This window comes from Nocardia asteroides (assembly GCF_900637185.1).
Lineage (GTDB): Bacteria > Actinomycetota > Actinomycetes > Mycobacteriales > Mycobacteriaceae > Nocardia > Nocardia asteroides.
Map to the genome: position 1 here is coordinate 1562763 of NZ_LR134352.1, position 18008 is coordinate 1580770.

Annotated in this window: 6 protein-coding genes; 4 read left to right on the forward strand and 2 right to left on the reverse strand. The window is 71.8% G+C overall.

The window, feature by feature from the left end; genetic code table 11:
• Positions 1 to 79: 79 nt before the first annotated feature.
• On the forward strand, positions 80 to 1717 hold the full coding sequence (locus EL493_RS07540) for a long-chain fatty acid--CoA ligase (protein ID WP_019044999.1): 1638 nt from the start codon (positions 80 to 82) through the stop codon (positions 1715 to 1717).
• 142 nt (positions 1718 to 1859) lie between these two features.
• Here the strand turns inward: EL493_RS07540 and EL493_RS07545 are convergent, their stop codons facing one another.
• A complete protein-coding gene (locus EL493_RS07545) occupies positions 1860 to 2252 on the reverse strand; it encodes an SCO5389 family protein (RefSeq protein WP_022565779.1) in 393 nt (130 codons plus the stop codon).
• Between the two features lie 85 nt (positions 2253 to 2337).
• Positions 2338 to 3369: a nitronate monooxygenase gene (locus EL493_RS07550; RefSeq protein WP_022565778.1), complete on the reverse strand. Its 1032-nt coding sequence runs from the start codon at positions 3367 to 3369 to the stop codon at positions 2338 to 2340.
• A 265-nt stretch (positions 3370 to 3634) separates the two neighbouring features.
• On the opposite strand from EL493_RS07550, the gene EL493_RS07555 reads away from it, so the two are divergent.
• From EL493_RS07555 to EL493_RS07565, 3 genes are all read left to right on the forward strand, one after another.
• A complete protein-coding gene (locus EL493_RS07555) occupies positions 3635 to 4504 on the forward strand; it encodes a M23 family metallopeptidase (RefSeq protein ID WP_030200504.1) in 870 nt (289 codons plus the stop codon).
• 257 nt (positions 4505 to 4761) lie between these two features.
• Entirely contained in the window at positions 4762 to 12036 is a 7275-nt protein-coding gene (locus EL493_RS07560) for a non-ribosomal peptide synthetase (protein WP_020684137.1), read from the forward strand.
• 83 nt (positions 12037 to 12119) lie between these two features.
• Positions 12120 to 17942: an amino acid adenylation domain-containing protein gene (locus tag EL493_RS07565; RefSeq protein WP_020684138.1), complete on the forward strand. Its 5823-nt coding sequence runs from the start codon at positions 12120 to 12122 to the stop codon at positions 17940 to 17942.
• Positions 17943 to 18008 lie beyond the last annotated feature (66 nt).

The following is an 18008-nucleotide window of genomic DNA, read 5'->3' on the forward strand; positions in this document are numbered from 1 at the left end:
ACAATTGCCGCTTGGTCTCTTTTCGGTAGCATCCGATGTGACGTGGCTCATGCCGCGCCGAGACCGAAGGAGTTTCCCGATGCTGAGCACCATGCAGGACGACCAGCTGTCGCTGGCCAAACTGCTCAACTATGCCGCCACCTTCCAGGGCGATTCGACCGTGTCCACCTGGACCGGCGACGGGGTGCGCACCATGACCTACCGCGAGCTCGGCGCCGACGCCGCCCGGTTGGCCAACGCGCTGCGCGGACTCGGCATCGAAGAGGGCGACCGCGTCGGCACCTTCATGTGGAACAACAACGAGCACATGGTCGCCTACATCGCGGTGCCCGCGATGGGCGCGGTGCTGCACGCGCTCAACATCCGGCTGTTCCCGGAGCAGCTGGTGTTCGTCGCCAACCACGCCGAGGACCAGGTCGTCCTCGTCGACGGCACCCTGGTGCCGCTGTTCGCGCAGTACCTGCCGAACCTGACCACGGTCAAGCACGTGATCGTCGTCAACGGTGACGCGTCGGCGCTGACCGCGCCCGAGGGCATCCAGGTGCACTCCTACCGCGAGCTGCTCGACAGCCAGTCCGCCGAGTTCGACTTCCCGGTCGTGGACGAGCGCTCGGCCGCCGCGATGTGCTACACCTCCGGAACCACCGGCGATCCGAAGGGCGTCGTCTACTCGCACCGCTCCAACTGGCTGCACGCCATGCAGGTGAACTCGCCCAACGGCATGGGTTTCCAGGGCTCGGACTACGTGCTCGCGATCGTGCCGCTGTTCCACGCCAACGCGTGGGGCCTGCCGTACGCGGCGCTGATGTCGGGTGCGAACGTGCTGATGCCGGACCGTTTCCTGCAGCCGGGTCCGCTGCTGGAGATGATGGCGGCCGAGAAGCCCACCTTCGCCGCCGCGGTGCCCACCATCTGGGGCGGCGTGCTGGCCGGTCTGGCGGCCAAGCCGCAGGACATCTCGCATCTGCGCACAGCCGTCGTCGGTGGCTCCGCGGTGCCGCCCGCCATGATGCGCGCGTTCGAGGAGAAGCACGGCGTGCGCATCCTGCACGCCTGGGGCATGACCGAGACCTCGCCGCTGGGCAGTGTCGCGCACGCGCCCGCCGGGGTGGAGGGCGAGGAGGCCTGGGCCTACCGCTACACCCAGGGCCGCTTCCCGGCCAATGTCGAGGCCCGGCTCGTCGGTGACGACGGCAAGGTCGTCCCGAACGACGGCGAGTCCCTCGGCGAGCTCCAGGTCCGCGGCGCGTGGATCACCGGCTCGTACTACTCGCCGTCCGGCGCCGAGATCGACCCGGACAAGTTCGACGACGGCTGGCTGCGGACCGGCGACGTGGGCAAGATCAGCCCCGACGGCTACCTCACCCTGGTGGACCGCTCCAAGGACGTCATCAAGTCCGGTGGCGAGTGGATCTCCTCGGTGGACCTGGAGAACGCCGTGATGGGCCACCCGGCCGTCGCCGAGGCCGCGGTCATCGGTGTGCCGGACGAGAAGTGGGACGAGCGCCCGCTGGTCGCCATCGTGCTGTCCGAGGGTTCCGGCGCCGAGGCCGCCGAGCTGCGTGACTTCCTGGCCGACAAGTTCGCCAAGTGGCAGCTGCCCGAGCGCTGGACCTTCATCGCCGAGGTGCCCAAGACCAGCGTCGGCAAGTTCGACAAGAAGCGTCTGCGCGCGCAGTACGCCGAGGGCGAGCTGGATGTCGTGACCCTGGGCTGATCCCCGCACGAAACGGCGGGCGTGGAATCGCTTCCACGCCCGCCGTTTCTGTTCTGTTGTCTCTTCAGTTGTTTGTTCTGTTGTCGGATCCTGTTGTGCGATGCAGTTGTCGATATTCAGTTGTCGACAGAAACGCTGGTGCTCAACAGTTCCGGAGCTCGGGGCTCTGGTTGAGAAGCTGGGCCCGCGGGCTGATGTAGCGGGTGTAGGTCTCGTTGCCGACCGACGAGAGCGGGAAGGCCGCGACCCGGTGGCAGTTCTGGAAGGCCAGCTTCACGCCGAAGTGCCGTTCCAGGCCACCGCGGATGGAGTCGGAGGCCAGGGCGCGCAGCAGCTGGCCGCGGGCCACCTCGTCCGGCGGCGGCACCACGTTGTCGGCGAATTCCGCGTCACCGGACCGCAGCTCGCCGGCGACCCGGCTCACCACTTCCCAGGCGTAGGGCAGTGATGTGCGGACACATTCGACGAATTCCGCGTCGTCGATGTCGCCCTGTTCGGCGCGCTCGAGCAATGCTGCTGGTACATCGAGGGACATGGCGCTCTCCTCCTGCTTGGTGGTGGTCGGCGGGCTGCGATGCCTCCTCGAGTCTAAACGATATTCGTTGTCAATAACCCTGGATTCACTCCGAAAGTGCTTTCCGGAGTGCGGTTTTGGCGTCGGCGGCCAGGTCGGCCACCAGTTCGCCTGCCGATTGCCCGGTGGTCAGCGAATGGGCTTGCCCCGCCCACAGATTCACATCGTCGGGGTTGCCGGCGGAGCGGCCCTCGGCCCGCAACGGCGCGGTGGCGTAATGAATTTCGGGGTAGGCCGCGGGCGCGGTGGCGGTGTGCTCCACGAGAAAACGGTTGCGGATTCCGCGCGCGCGGCGTCCGGTGAAGGCCCGGGTGAGCATCGTGGGTTCCGCCGAGCCGATCGCGTCGCGATGCACGGCGTTGGTCCCGGCCTCCCGGCAGCGCAGCAGGGCGGTCCCGAGCTGCCCGGCCGCCGCGCCCGCGGCCAGCACGCCGGCCAGGCCGGCGCCGGTGGCGATGCCGCCCGCGGCGACGATCGGGCGGTCGGTGACGGCGGTGAGCAGCTGGAGCAGGGCCAGCAGGCCGAGCGGGTCGACCGCGTCCTCGGCCGGATCGTCGAGGAAGGTCGCCCGGTGCCCACCGGCCTCGGCGCCCTGCGCGATGAGCGCGTCGGCGCCCGCGTCGATCGCGATCAGCGCCTCGGCCGGGGAGGTCACCGTCACCCAGACCTCGGTGCCGACCGCGTGCAGGCGGTCCACCTCGACAGCGGTGGGACAGCCGAACGTGGTCGACACCACCGCCACCGGGTCGGCCACCAGCAGGTCGACCTTGTCCTCCCACGCGTCGGTGTCGTGCTTGGGGGTGCCGAGCGGGAACCGCACGCCGAGTTCGGCCAGGTAGCTCGCATAGGAGGCCGGGTCGGCGACCGGGCCGGGCGCGAACAGGTTCACGCCGAAGGGTTCGGAGGTGGCGGCCCTGGTCGCCGCGATCTGCTCGGCCACCGCGGCGGGGGCCAGATACCCGGCGGCCAGCTGGCCGAAACCGCCCGCCCGGCCGACGGCCGCGACCAGTTCGGGGGTGGAGGGGCCGCCCGCCATGGGGGCGGCGACGACAGGGACGCGCAAACTCTCGATCACCATGCTCCGAGTCTGTCCCCTCGGCGGGGATTCAAGCATCGCCGAGGCCTCGGTAACGGCCTCGGAGGCGGGATCGTGACGGTGTGACGGGCGTCCTACCTGCGACTTCGAGATCGAAGGTTGCGGAATGGTCACGACGGGGTAGAGTTCCCGTCACGACGGATGCCGAAACGTTACACACGGATCGGCAACGGGAACCGCGCGAGCGGATTCCGGGCCGGTGGGAGCTGGTTTCGTCTTCCTTGTTGTCGGACGCTAGGACGAACCGTTGTCGCAGCACCGTATGGGCCCCGAATCCATCTCCGTCAAGACCCTGCTGGGTGACGGAGGCGCCGGGCGCCCCAGCCGGCACCGCGCCGAGCCCTCGCGTACCGACCGGATGCGCGTCGCCGCGAGTGCCGCGGTCGCCACCGGCGCGCTGGTCGGCATCGCCGCTCAGGTCGCGCCGACGATCGCCTACGCGGCCCCGCTGCTGCCGACGCACAACGACGACGTCGAGGAATCCGTCGTCCCCGATTCCGCGCGGACCGCCGACGTCGACCTGGTCGCCGCCAAGCAGGTCGCCGCGCCCGCCGCCGCCGACGCCCCGGTGCAGGTCGACGCCGTCGCCGCGCCGATCGCCGCCCCCGTCGCCGCGCCCTTCGGCATCGGCAACCTGCCGCCCGAGATCGCGGCCCCGCTGGCCCAGGTCGAGGACATCATCCAGGGCATCCAGCACCAGGTCGCGCCGCCGCAGGCCGCCCGCCCGGTCGCCGGCCCGATCAGCTCCGGCTACGGCGCCCGCTGGGGTGCCATGCACTACGGTCTCGACTTCGCCGACGCGCTCGGCGCCCCGATCCACTCCGTGTCCAGTGGCACCGTCATCGAGGCGGGCCCGGCCTCGGGCTTCGGCCTGTGGGTGCGGGTGCTCCAGGACGACGGCACCACCGCCGTCTACGGCCACGTCAACGACATGCTCGTCACCCAGGGTCAGCGGGTGAACGCGGGCGATGTCATCGCGACCGTCGGCAACCGCGGCCAGTCCACCGGCCCGCACCTGCACCTCGAGATCTGGGACCAGTCCGGCGGCAAGATGGATCCGCTGCCCTACCTCGCGTCCAAGGGCGTGCCGATGGAGTGGGGCCCCTCCGCGCACTGAGCGTCCGAGTGCGGGCTCGACCCGTGTAAGCAGAGTGACGGTGGCTCGGTATGAGCCCCGTCACTTTGCTGTATGTTCCGGCAACACCGCTCGTGAGCGTGCCGATACTCCTCAGGGCCCGAAAACCGGGGTCTACCGGATGGGGGATCTCGGTGCACGACGTTTCGGTGGTGCTGCCGGTCCTCGATATGATGGCTCGATCTGCATGGCGCGGCCGTCCGTCGTGTCCAGGCTCGATGAGAGGTGAATGAACCCGAATGGAAACTGCCCGCCGTTCTGCCCGCGGTAACCGCCGTCGCCGGTCGAGCAGTCCGACATTCGGGCAGCTGCTCACAGCAGCCGTCGAGTCCGCCGCCGATACCGTCGCCCTGCGTTTCAACCCCACCGGCGACCCGGCCGATCAGCGTGAGCTCACCTACCGCGCGCTCGACGAGGAGTCCTCCCGGCTGGCCAGGGAGCTGATCGCCCGCGGTGTCGGCCCCGGCGACATCGTCGCCGTCGCGATCACCCGCTCGGTCGAATCGGTGCTCAGCGTGTGGGCCGTGGCCAAGTCCGGCGCCGCCTACGTGCCGATCGACCCGGCCTACCCCGCCGAGCGCATCGCCCACATCGTCACCGACTCGCACGCCGTGCTCGGTGTGACCACCTCCGCGCACCGCGCCGCCCTCGGCGACACCACGCGCTGGCTCGAACTCGACGACCCGGTGGTCGCGGCCGAGATCGCGGCCAGGCCCGCGCACGCCATCTCCTACAGCGACCGGGCGCGCACCCTCGACGAACGGCATCCGGCCTACGTCATCTACACCTCCGGCTCCACCGGACTGCCCAAGGGCGTCGTGGTGACCCAGGCGGGTCTGGCCACCATGGCCGCGGTGGGCAGGCAGTACCGGGTCGACGCGGGCGCCACGGTGACCCACCTCAGCTCGCCCAGCTTCGACTTCTCCCTGATGGAGATGCTGTTCACCTTCACCGCGGGCGCGACCCTGGTCGTCGTCCCGCCGACCGTGTTCGGTGGCGACGAGCTCGCCGATCTCGTTCGCCGCGAACAGGTCTCGCACCTGCTGATCACGCCGGGCGCGCTGGAGTCGGTGGACCCGGACCGGGTGCCCAGCGTGCGCGTGGTCGTCACCGGCGGTGACAAGCTCGGCCCCGAGCTGGTCGAGCGCTGGTCGAACGCGGACCGCTCGGTGTTCAACGCCTACGGCCCCACCGAGGCGACCGTCATGGTCACCACCGGTGAGATGCGCGCGGGCGCTCCGGTGACGCTGGGTTCGGTGATCCCCGGCGTCGCGGCCTTCGTGCTCGACGCGCGGCTGCGCCCGGTGCCCGCCGGCGTGGTCGGCGAGCTGTACCTGGCCGGTCCCGCGCTGGCCCAGGGCTACCTGGACCGGCCCGAGCTGACCGCGGAGCGGTTCGTCGCCAACCCGTTCGGCGCCGACGCGGGCGCGCCCGGCGGCCGCCTGTACCGCACCGGCGACCTGGTCCGCCGCGACACCACCGGCGACTTCGAGTACCTCGGCCGCTCCGACTTCCAGGTCAAGATCCGCGGCCTGCGGATCGAGCTCGGCGAGATCGACAACGCCCTCACCACGCATCCCGACGTCGACTTCGCCGCCACGCTCGGCCGCACGCTCACCAACGGCGTCACCTCCCTGGTCGCCTACGTGCTGCCGCGCGCGGGCGCCACGGTGACCCCGGCCGAGCTCGCCCAGCACCTGTCGGGTCTGCTGCCCGCGTACATGGTGCCCGCCGCGATCATGCTGCTCGACGAGATCCCGCTGACGCCGGTCGGCAAGCTGGACCGCAAGGCCCTGCCGGAGCCCACGTTCACCGCCCGCGAGTTCCGCGCGCCGAGCACGCCGATCGAGGAGATCGTCGCGCAGGTGTTCGCCGCGCTGCTGGTGGCCGACGACGACACCCGCGTCGGCGCCGACGACGACTTCTTCGAACTCGGCGGCAACTCGCTGCTCGCCGCCCAGGCCGTCGCCCGGATCGGCACCGCGCTCGACGCCAGGGTTCCGGTGCAGCTGGTGTTCGAGGCCTCCACCGTGTCGGCGCTGGCCGCCCGCGTCGAATCGCACGTGGGCGCGGGCACCGGCAACCCGCTGACCGCGCAGGACCGGCCCGAGCAGATTCCGCTGTCCTACGCCCAGCAGCGCATGTGGTTCCTGAACCGGTTCGACCCGGCCAGCGGCGCCAACAACATTCCGCTGCCGGTCCGGCTGTCGGGCACCCTCGACGTCGACGCCATGCGCGCCGCGGTGGCCGACCTGGTGGCCCGCCACGAGGTGCTGCGCACCGTCTACCCCGAAGTCGACGGCGACGCCGTGCAGCTGGTGCTGCCGGTGAGCGACGCGCGCGCCGTGCCGGTGCTCGAGGTGGTCGACGCGACCGCCGAGCAGCTGCCCGCGCTGATCGCCGAGCAGGCCGTGGCCGGTTTCGACGTGGCGGTGGCGCCGCCGGTGCGGGTGCGGTTGTTCCGTCTCGGCGCCGAGGAGCACGTGCTGCTGTGCGTGGTGCACCACATCGCCGCCGACGGCTTCTCGATGGCGCCGCTGACCCGCGACCTGATCGCGGCCTACTCCGACCGGCTGCGCGGCGCCGCGCCGCAGTGGCGGCAGCTGCCGGTGCAGTACGCCGACTTCACGCTGTGGCAGCGGGATACCCTCGGCGCCGAGTCCGATCCGGAATCGCTGCTGGCCCAGCAGATCTCCTTCTGGCGTGACGAATTGGCCGGGCTGCCCGAACAATTGGATCTGCCCGCCGACCGTCCGCGTCCCGCGGCGATGACCAACCGCGGCGCGAGCTACGACTTCCGTATCGACGCCGAGACCCACGCCGCGCTGGATCGGCTGTCGCGCGAACACAATTCGACGCTGTTCATGGTGGTGCACGCGGCGCTCGCCGTGCTGCTGGCACGCCTGTCCGGCACCACCGACATCGCGGTCGGCACCCCGGTCGCGGGTCGTGGCGAAGCGGTGCTCGACGATGTGATCGGCATGTTCGTCAACACCCTGGTGCTGCGCACCGAGGTGGACCCGGCCCGCAGCTTCGACGAACTGCTGGGCACCGTGCGTGGCACCGACGTGGCCGCCTTCGGCCACGCCGACGTGCCCTTCGAGCGCCTGGTCGAGCTGCTGGACCCGGCCAGGTCGATGGCCAGGCACCCGCTGTTCCAGGTGATGCTCACCTTCCAGAACCTCGCGGGCACCGAGCTGCGCCTGCCCGGCCTCACCGTCGCCGGTGTCGACCTGGCGGTGCCGTTCGCGAAGTTCGACCTCGAGCTGACCATGGTCCCGCTGGAGACCGACGGCGTGGCCGGCGGTGTGTCGGCGGCGTTCACCTACGCCACCGACCTGTTCGACGAGGCCACCGTGGCCGGATTCGCCGACCGGCTGGTGCGCCTGCTCACCGAGGTGGTGGCCGATCCGGCCCGCCCGGTCGGCGCGATCGAGCTGCTGGAACCGGCCGAGCGGGACCGGATCCTGCTGGGCTGGAACGACACCCGGCACGAACTGCCCTCGGCCCTGCTGCTCGACGGCTACCGGGCCGCGGTCGCCGCGCACCCGGATGCCGTCGCGCTCGCCTACGAGGGCACGGAACTGACCTACCGCGAGTTCGACGAGCGGGTGAACCGGCTGGCCCGGCTGCTGGTGCGGCGCGGGGTCGGCGCGGAATCGCTGGTCGGCCTGGCCGTGCGCCGCTCGCTGGACCTCGTGGTCGGCATGTACGCGATCGTCACCGCCGGTGGCGCCTATGTGCCGCTGGACCCGGATCATCCGGCCGAGCGCATCGCCCACATCCTCGACACCGCCCAGCCGGTATGCGTGCTGACCACCACCGCCGACGCGGTCGAGGTGCCCGCGGCGACGCCCGTGATCACCATGGACACCGTCGCGCTGGAAGACTTCTCGGGCGCACCGCTGGAGACCGCGGAGCTGATCCGCCCGGTGCTGCCGCAGCACCCGGCCTACGTCATCTTCACCTCGGGTTCCACCGGGCGCCCCAAGGGCGTCGCGGTCTCGCACCGGGCGATCGACAATCAGATCGCGTGGATGCTGGCCGAGTACCCGCTCGCGCCCGGCGATGTGTACCTGCAGAAGACCGCGACCACCTTCGACGTGTCGCTGTGGGGCTACTTCATGCCGCTGCGCACCGGCGCGAAGCTGGTCGTGGCGACGCACGACGGACACCGCGATCCGGCTTACATCGCCGAAACCATCGCGGCGCAGGGCGTCACGATGACCGACTTCGTGCCGTCGATGCTGACCGTCTTCGCCGCGCACACCACGGCGGGCTCCATCCCCACCCTGCGCGACGTCTTCGCCATCGGTGAGGCGCTGCCGCCGGAGACCGTCGAGGCGCTGCGCGCGGTCTCGCCCGCCCAGGTGCACAACCTCTACGGGCCCACCGAAGCCGCGGTGTCGGTGACCTACTGGCCCGCGGGCGAGACCGATCGCGGGTCGGTGCCGATCGGCGTGCCGCAGTGGAACACCCAGGTGTACGTGCTGGATTCGCGGCTGCGGCCGGTGCCCGCCGGTGTGGTCGGCGAGCTGTACCTGGCCGGCGACCAGCTCGCGCGCGGGTATGTCGCCCGGCCCGACCTGACCTCGGATCGCTTCGTGGCCAACCCCTTCGCGCCCGGTGCGCGGATGTACCGCACCGGCGACCTGGTGGTGTGGCGTACGCCCACCGCCGACACGCACGTGCTGGAGTACCTGGGCCGCACCGACTTCCAGGTGAAGTTCCGTGGCCAGCGCATCGAGCTCGGCGAGATCGAGACCGCGCTGCTCGCGCAGCCCGCGGTCAGCCAGGCGGTGGCGATCGTGGCCGACTCGCCCGCCGGCGAACAGCTGGTGGCCTATGTGGTGCCCAAGCCGGGCGCCGAGATCGAGCAGGCGCCGCTGCTGGCCGCGATCGGGGAGTCCCTGCCCGCGTACATGATTCCGGCCGCGCTGGTCGCGCTGGACGCGTTCCCGCTCAACCCCAGCGGCAAGCTCGACCGCAAGGCACTGCCCGCGCCGACCTTCACCGCGGGCGAGTTCCGTGCGCCGAGCACGCCCACCGAGGAGATCGTGGCCGGCGTGTACGCCGAGCTGCTCGGGATGGCCAGGGTGGGCGCCGACGACGACTACTTCGCGCTGGGCGGCAACTCCCTGCTCGCCACCCGCGCGGTGGCCCGGATCAACGAGGCGCTCGACGCCGACGTCTCCATCCGCGACCTGTTCGAGGCGCCGACGGTGACCGCGCTGGCCGCCCGGATCGGTGCGGCGAGCGGTGCCGCCCGGCCCGCGCTGGTGGCCGGTGAACGGCCGCAACGGATTCCGTTGTCGCTGGCCCAGCAGCGCATGTGGGTGCTCAACCAGCTCGACCCCGCCTCGGGCTCCTACAACATCCCGTTCGCCATCCGGCTGACCGGCGCGCTCGATGTGGCCGCGCTCGACGCCGCGGTGCGCGACGTGCTGGACCGGCACGAGTCGCTGCGTACCCGGTTCCCGGCGGTCGACGGGTCGCCGGTGCAGGAGATCCTCGCCGTGGGCGACGTGCTCCCGGCCGGGCTCGAGGTGGAGACCACCACCGAGGTCCTGGCCAGGGCCGCCGCGCTGGCCGAGGCGGGCTTCGACGTGACCGCCCAGGTCCCGGTGCGGGCGCGGCTGCTCACCGACGGATCGGCGGCCGACTGGCTGCTGGTCGTGGTGGTGCACCACATCTCCGCCGACGGCGCCTCGCTGGCGCCGCTGGCCCGCGACCTGGTGACCGCCTACGTGTCCCGCGCCGGGCAGCAGGCGCCCGGCTGGGCCCCGCTGCCGGTGCAGTACGCCGACTACGCGCTGTGGCAGCGGGCCGCCGTGGGCGCCGACGACGAGCCCGGCTCGGTCGCCGCCGCCCAGCTGGACTACTGGCGGACCCAGCTCGCCGGGGTGCCGCCGCTGCTGGAGCTGCCGCAGGACCGCCCGCGCCCCGCGGTGCCGACCCTGCGCGGCGCCACCACGGAACTGCGGCTGCCCGCCGAGGTGCACGCGCGGCTGAACCACATCGCGCGCGAGCACAAGTCGTCGCTGTTCATGGTCGTGCACGCGGCGCTGGCCGTGCTGCTGGCCCGGCTGTCGGGCACCTCCGACATCGCCATCGGCACCGCCGTCGCCGGGCGCGGCGAGCGGGCGCTCGACGAACTCGTCGGCATGTTCGTCAACACGCTGACCCTGCGCACCGCGCTGGACCCGGCGGGTTCCTTCGACGAGGCCGTCGACCTGGCCCGGGAGACCGATCTGGGCGCGTTCGCCCATGCCGACCTGCCGTTCGAGCGGGTCGTCGAGGTGGTCGCGCCGGGCAAGGGCAGCGCGCACAACCCGCTGTTCCAGGTGGCGCTGACCTTCAGCAACAACGAGGCGGCCGCGCTCGAACTGCCCGGCCTCACCGTGGCTGCCCTGGAGACCGCGGTGGCGGCGAAGTTCGACCTGCAGGTCGACGTCGAGCCCCGGTTCACCGCGGCGGGCGAGCCCGACGAGCTGGTGACCCTGTTCAACTACGCCACCGACCTGTTCGACGAGGCCACGGTGCGCACCATCGGGGAGCGCTTCGCGCGCATCCTCACCGCGGTGGCCGCCGACCCGCAGCTGCGGGTGGGTGACATCGACATCCTCGACGAGGCCGAACGCGCCCGGCTGCTGGCGGGCGCCGCGCAGCAGCCCGCTCCGGCCGCGCCGACGGGCGGCACCACGCTGGCGCAGGCGTTCACCGCCGCGGCCGAGGACGATCCGGACGGTCCCGCCCTGGTCTGGGGCGAGCAGGCGCTGACCTTCGAGCAGCTCGACACCCGCTCCTCGCGGTTGGCCCGGCTGCTGATCGGCCGTGGCTTCGGCCCCGGATCCGGTGTGGCCGTTGATCTTCCGCGCGGCGTGGACTGGGCGATCGCGGTATGGGCCGTGCTCAAGGCGGGCGCCGCGGTGCTGCCCGCCGCGAGTGTGGGCGCACTGCCGACCGAACCGGCCGCGAAGATCGGCATCACCGCCGGTGTCGCCGCCGACGGTGATTTCGAGTGGGTCGTCCTGGACGATCCGGCGATCAAGACCGAGCTGTCGACCCAGTCGGCCCGGCCGGTCACCTACGCCGACCGCACCAGGGCGCTGCGCGGCGGCGACCCGGCCTTCGTCGGCGCCGACGGCGTGCGCAGCTACGACGAACTCGCCACGGCGGGCGCGCAGGTGCGCACCGGTACCGAGCTGACCTTCGAGTCGCGCACGTTCGGCACCGCGGCGGCGGAGAGCTTCGCCGCGCTCGTCGAGCCGGTGGCCGCCGGTGTGGCCGGCGCGTCGATGGTGCTGGGTTCGCAGTCCGGGGACAGCCTGTCGACGCTGCTGGCCGAGGAGTGGGTGAGCCACCTGTTCGGTGACCGCGCGGGCCTCGAGGCGGTCGACACCGCCGGTCTGGACGATCTGCAGGCCCTGATCACCGACGACGCCGCACCGGGCAACACCGGTCCGGCCGAGGTGGTGCTGGTGCTCGGGGACCTGCGTACGTCGGTAGCCTGAACCGTGGCTGTGGTGCCGGGCTCGAGAGTTCCGGGGATGGGTGAGGTGGATTCGCGATGACACGACCGGTACGGACTCGACCGGTGCGCACCCGCCCGGCGCGGGTGACCGCGCTGGCGCAGCTGCTGGCCACCGCCGTGGAGACCAATCCCGACGGTGTCGCCGTGGTCCTCGCCGACGCGGCCCGCACCCTGGGCAGCCTGAGCTACGCCGAACTCGACGAGCGGTCCAACCGGATCGCGCGCCTGCTGATCGCGCGCGGTATCGGGGCCGGAGACCTGGTGGCACTGGGCATTTCGCGCTCGATCGAGTCGGTGCTCGCGGTCTGGGCGGTGACCAAGACCGGTGCGGGCTTCGTCCCCGTCGACCCGAACTATCCGCCGGACCGGGTGGCGCACATGGTCACCGACTCCGGCGCGGTGTTCGGCCTGACCGTGGCCGCGGTGGCCGACCGGCTGCCCACCCAGGTGGACTGGCTGGCCATCGACGACACGGCCGTGGCGGCGCGCCTGGACGAGTTCGCCGGCGATCCGATCACCAACGCCGACCGGCTGCGCCAGGTCCGCGCCGAGGACCTCGCCTACGTCATCTACACCTCCGGCTCCACCGGCCTGCCGAAGGGCGTGGCGGTGAGCCAGGCCGGGCTGGCCGGTTTCTGCGCGGAACAGCGCCTGCACTACGGCGTCGAAATCCACTCGCGCACGCTGCATTTCGCGTCGCCCTCGTTCGACGCGTCGATCCTGGAGCTGCTGCTGGCGGTCGGCGCGGGCGCCACCATGGTGATCGTCGACCCCAGCGTCTACGGTGGCGACGACCTGGCCGCCCTGCTGCGCCGGGAGCGGGTGAGCCACGCGTTCATCACCCCGGCCGCGCTGGCCTCCATCGACCCGGCGGGGCTCGACGATTTCCGGGTGGTCGCCGTGGGTGGCGAGGCCGTACCGCCGGATCTGCTGCGGCGCTGGGCGATTCCGCTCGCCGACGGCACCCTGCGCCAGTTCCACAATGTGTACGGGCCCACCGAGACCACCATCGTCACCAATATCAGTGTGCCGCTGAAGCCCGGTGATCCGCTGACCATCGGCGGCCCGCTGCGCGGCGTCGCCCAGTACGTCCTCGACGATCGGCTGGGCCCGGTGCCGCCCGGCGTCACCGGCGAGCTCTACATCACCGGCGCCCAGCTGACCCGCGGTTATCACGCCCGCCCCGGCCTCACCGCGTCGCGGTTCGTCTCGAATCCCTTCGACCCGGCCGGTTCCCGGCTCTACCGCACCGGCGACCTGGTGCGCTGGACCGCCGACGGCGCGCTGGAGTATGTGGGCCGCAACGACTTCCAGGTGAAGATCCGCGGCTTCCGGATCGAGCTCGGTGAGATCGATGCCGTGCTCTCCGCGCACGAGAGCCTGGACTTCGCCGCCACCGTCGGGCACGAACTCGACAGCGGCGCCACGATTCTCGTGTCCTACGTGCACGCCGCGCCGGGTGCGACGGTCGACACCGCCGCGCTGATCTCCTTCGCCGAGCGCAGCCTGCCCGCGCACATGGTGCCGACGGCACTGATGGAACTCGACACCATCCCGCTGACCCCGGTCGGCAAGCTCGACCGGCGCGCCCTGCCGGCGCCGGTGCTCGAGCACGCCGAATTCCGCGCTCCGGCTACACCGGTCGAGCAGATCGTCGCCGGGACCTTCGCCCAGGTGCTCGACCTCGACGCCGATACCCAGCTGGGTCTGGACGACGACTTCTTCGCCCTCGGCGGTAATTCGCTGCTGGCCACCCAGATCGCGGCCCGCCTCGGCGCGGCCCTGGACACCGATTTCCCGGTTCGCCTGCTGTTCGAGGCGCCGACGGTGGAGGCGCTGGCGCGCAGGCTCGCCGAATCCGCGGGCGCGGGCGCGCGTCCGGCGCTGGTGGCGGGGGAGCGGCCGGAGCTGATCCCGCTGTCGCTGGCCCAGCAGCGGATGTGGTTCCTCAATCAGTTCGATCCCGAGTCGGTGGCCTACAACATCCCGATGGCCGTGCGGCTCAGTGGTGCGATCGACGTGGCCGCCCTGCGCGCGGCCGTGGGTGACCTGGTCGACCGGCACGAGACCCTGCGCACCGTCTACCCGGAGACCGACGCGGGCCCGATCCAGCGGGTGCTCGACCCCTCGGCCGCGACACCGGGGCTCGAGGTGCGCCGGGTGGATCCGGCGGAGCTCACCGCGGCCATGCACGCGCTCGGCTCGTCCGGTTTCGACGTGCGCAGCCAGGTGCCGCTGCGGGTGGCGCTGTTCGAGCTCGGCCCGGACGAGTCGGTGCTGGCCGTCGTGGTGCACCACATCGCCGGTGACGGCTCCTCGCTCGCCCCGCTGACCAGGGATCTCATGCTCGCCTACGCCGCGCGCTCGGCGGGCGCGGCGCCGGAGTGGGCGCCGCTGAGCGTGCAGTACGCCGATTACGCGCTGTGGCAGCGGGCACTGCTCGGCAGCGAGGACGATCCCGCGTCGCTGGCCTCGGCCCAGCTGGCCTACTGGCGTGCGGCGCTGGCCGGCCTGCCCGACCAGCTCGATCTGCCCGCCGACCGGCCCCGGCCCGCGGTGCAGTCCTTCGCCGGTGGCCGGGTGCCGGTCGAGATCGACGCCGACACCCACCGCGCCCTGCTGGCCCTGGCCCGCGACCACGGCGCCACCCTGTTCATGGTGGTGCACACCGCGCTGGCGGTGACGCTGGCCCGGCTGGCCGGCACCGACGACCTGGCGATCGGTACGCCCGTCGCGGGTCGTGGCGAGGCCGCGCTGGACGACCTGATCGGCATGTTCGTCAACACGCTGGTCTTCCGCACCACCCTGCGCCCCGGCGAGCCGTTCACCGACCTGCTCGCCCGGCAGCGCGACACCGATCTGCAGGTGTTCGCCAATGCCGACCTGCCGTTCGAGCGGCTCGTCGAAGCGATCAACCCGGCCCGCTCCACCGCCCGGCACCCGCTGTTCCAGGTGGGCCTGTCCTTCCAGAACCTGACCCGCACCGGCCTCGAACTCGGTGAGCTGGCGGTGGAGGGCGTCGACGTGGATCTGGCGGTGTCGCAGTTCGATCTGCACGCCGTGGTCGCCGACACCTACGACGCCGACGGCGTCGCCCAGGGCATCAGCGGCGTCTTCACCTACGCCACCGACCTTTTCGACGAAGCCACCGCGCGCACCTACGCCGACCGCTTCGCCCGGGTACTGGCCGCGGTGGCCGCGACGCCGCAGCGCCCCGCCGACGAACTCGACCTGCTGTCCGGGGCCGAGCGCGAGCGAATCCTGCACGGCTGGAACGCCACCGGGCATCCCTGCCCGCCCGCCACGCTGGCCTCGCTGTTCACCGAGACCGCCGCTGCGCATCCCGACGGGATCGCGCTGGTCGCGCCGGACGGTTCCGCCCTGACCTATCGCGCGTTCGCCGAGCGGGTGAACCGTCTCGCGCGGCAGCTGATCGCGCTCGGCGTCGGTGTGGAAGACCGTGTGGCACTGGCTGTTCCGCGCTCGGTCGAGCTGGTGGTCGCGATGTACGCGGTGACCCAGACCGGCGCCGCCTATGTGCCGGTCGATCCCACACAACCCGCCGACCGGATCGCGCACGTGCTGCGCACCGCCGCACCGGTCTGTGTATTGACCACGGGCGCGGCTGTCGTGACGGATGGTGACGGGCCCGGACCGACGGTGCTCGACCTGACCGCGCTCGACCTGTCCGCGCTGCCCGGCACGCCGATCACCGCGAACGAGCGACGCGGTGTCCTGCGCCCGGAGAACACGGCATACGTGATCTTCACGTCCGGCTCGACCGGCACCCCCAAGGGCGTGGCCGTGCCGCACGGCGCGATCGTCAACCAGTTGCTGTGGAAGACGGACTCTTTCGGGCTCGGCCGCGACGATTCGGTGCTGTTGAAGACCGCCGCGACCTTCGACCTGTCGGTGTGGGAATTCTGGTCGGCCGCCGTGTGCGGCGGCACGCTGGTGATCGCCGCGCCGGACGGGCATCGCGATCCGTCCTACCTGCTCGGTGTCCTCGCCGAGCGCAGGGTCAGCACGCTGCACGTAGTGCCCTCGATGCTCGACGCGCTGCTCACCGAGTCCGGCGGCGTGCTGCCGTCGACGTTGCGCCGGGTGCTGGCGATCGGTGAGGCGCTGCCCGCCGCGACCGCGCGCCGGTTCGTCACCGCGAATTCTGCGGCGCTGCACAACCTTTACGGTCCGACCGAGGCCGCGGTATCGATCACCGACCACCGCGTGGGCGTGGCCGATCGCCTGTCGGTGCCGATCGGCGCGCCGGAGTGGAACAGCCGGGTCTACGTGCTGGACGCGCGGTTGCGGCCGGTGCCCGCCGGGGTGGCGGGCGAGCTGTATCTCGCGGGCGCCCAGCTGGCGCGCGGCTACTTCGGCCGTGCCGATCTGACCGCCGACCGCTTCGTCGCCGATCCGTTCGGCCCGCCGGGCGAACGCATGTACCGCACCGGCGACCTGGTCGCCTGGACCGCCGACGGCGAACTGGACTACCGGGGGCGCACCGACTTCCAGGTGAAGATCCGCGGTTTCCGCATCGAACTGGGTGAGATCGAGTCGGCGCTGCTGGCCTCGCCGCGCATCGCGCAGGCCGCGGTGCTGGCCACCGCCGACGCGCAGCTGGGTGACCGGCTCGTCGCCTACGTCGTACCCGCCGCGAATGCCGAGGTCACCGCCGCGACCGCCAAAGCCGCGGTGGCGCAGGTGCTTCCGTCGTACATGGTGCCCGCGGCCTTCGTCGTCCTCGACCGCTTGCCGCTCAACGCCAACGGCAAACTCGACCGGGCCGCGCTGCCCGCGCCGGTACTCGAACCCCGCGCCTATCGGGAGCCGGCGGACGACAACGAGCGCGCGGTGGCCGAGGTGTTCACCGAGGTGCTCGGAGTACCGCGCCCCGGCCGCGACGACGACTTCTTCTCCCTGGGCGGCAACTCACTGCTGGCCACCCGGGTGGTGCACCGGCTGCGCGAGCGCACCGGCACCGAACTGACCGTGGCCGCCTTCTTCGCCGACCCGACCGTCGCCGGGCTCGCCGAGCGGCTCTCCGCCGGACCGGCCGGCCTCGCCGGTGACCTGGACGCGGCACTCGCGCCAACGCTGCCACTGCGTCGCGGTGGCACCGCCGAACCGCTGTTCTGCCTGCACCCGGTGTCGGGCCTGGCCTGGGCCTACGGCGCGCTGGCGCCGTATCTGCCCGACGACCGGCCGATCATCGGCCTCCAGTCGCCTGCCCTGACCGACCCGGCCTTCCGGCCCGCCACCGTCGACGAACTGGTCGACCACTACGTCGCCGAGATCACCGCGACCCAGCCGCACGGGCCGTACCACCTGCTCGGCTGGTCGCTCGGCGGTGTCCTGGCGCAAGCCGTGGCCACCCGACTGCAGGCCGCGGGGGAGACGGTCGCCGCGCTGACCATGCTGGACAGCCTGCCGGGCGCCGACCTGGCCGACTTCGGCGCCGAATTGCGCGAGGCCCTGCACGAACTCGGCGTTCCCGAGCACCAGTTGCCCGCCGCCGATCGGATGGCCGGTCTCGGCGACGACGCCCTGGCCGCCCTGCACGCGGCGCTGGCCGGCTCCACGCCGATCTCGCTGCCGCGCTTCGTCGGGATGTACCGGGGCGCGCTGCACACTGTCGGTCTGGTTACCCAGCTGAAGCCCGCGCGATTCGTGGGTGATCTCACCTACTTCACGGCCATGCGGACCGAGGGCGTCGCGCCCGGCGGCGCCTCGCGCTGGCGCCCCCATTTCAGTGGGGTCATCACCGACCATCCGGTGGACGCGAGTCATCAACAGATGTTGGCCCCGGTGGCCGTCCCCACAGTCGGCCCGGCAATTGCGCAGGTCATGGCCGTTTCCAGCCGGTCCATCGATAGCTCTACGTAACAGGCTCTCCACAGATTACGATTCTGTTGCAGAGAGTGGGTGTGTCGTGGCGCACACCTCGGCGAC

What these genes read in the sequence shown, in the direction of transcription:
- EL493_RS07540 (WP_019044999.1), top strand. Translation starts at nt 80, where the DNA reads ATGCTGAGCACCATGCAGGACGACCAGCTGTCGCTGGCCAAACTGCTC.
- EL493_RS07545 (WP_022565779.1), bottom strand. Translation starts at nt 2,252, where the DNA reads ATGTCCCTCGATGTACCAGCAGCATTGCTCGAGCGCGCCGAACAGGGC.
- EL493_RS07550 (WP_022565778.1), bottom strand. Translation starts at nt 3,369, where the DNA reads ATGGTGATCGAGAGTTTGCGCGTCCCTGTCGTCGCCGCCCCCATGGCG.
- EL493_RS07560 (WP_020684137.1), top strand. Translation starts at nt 4,762, where the DNA reads ATGGAAACTGCCCGCCGTTCTGCCCGCGGTAACCGCCGTCGCCGGTCG.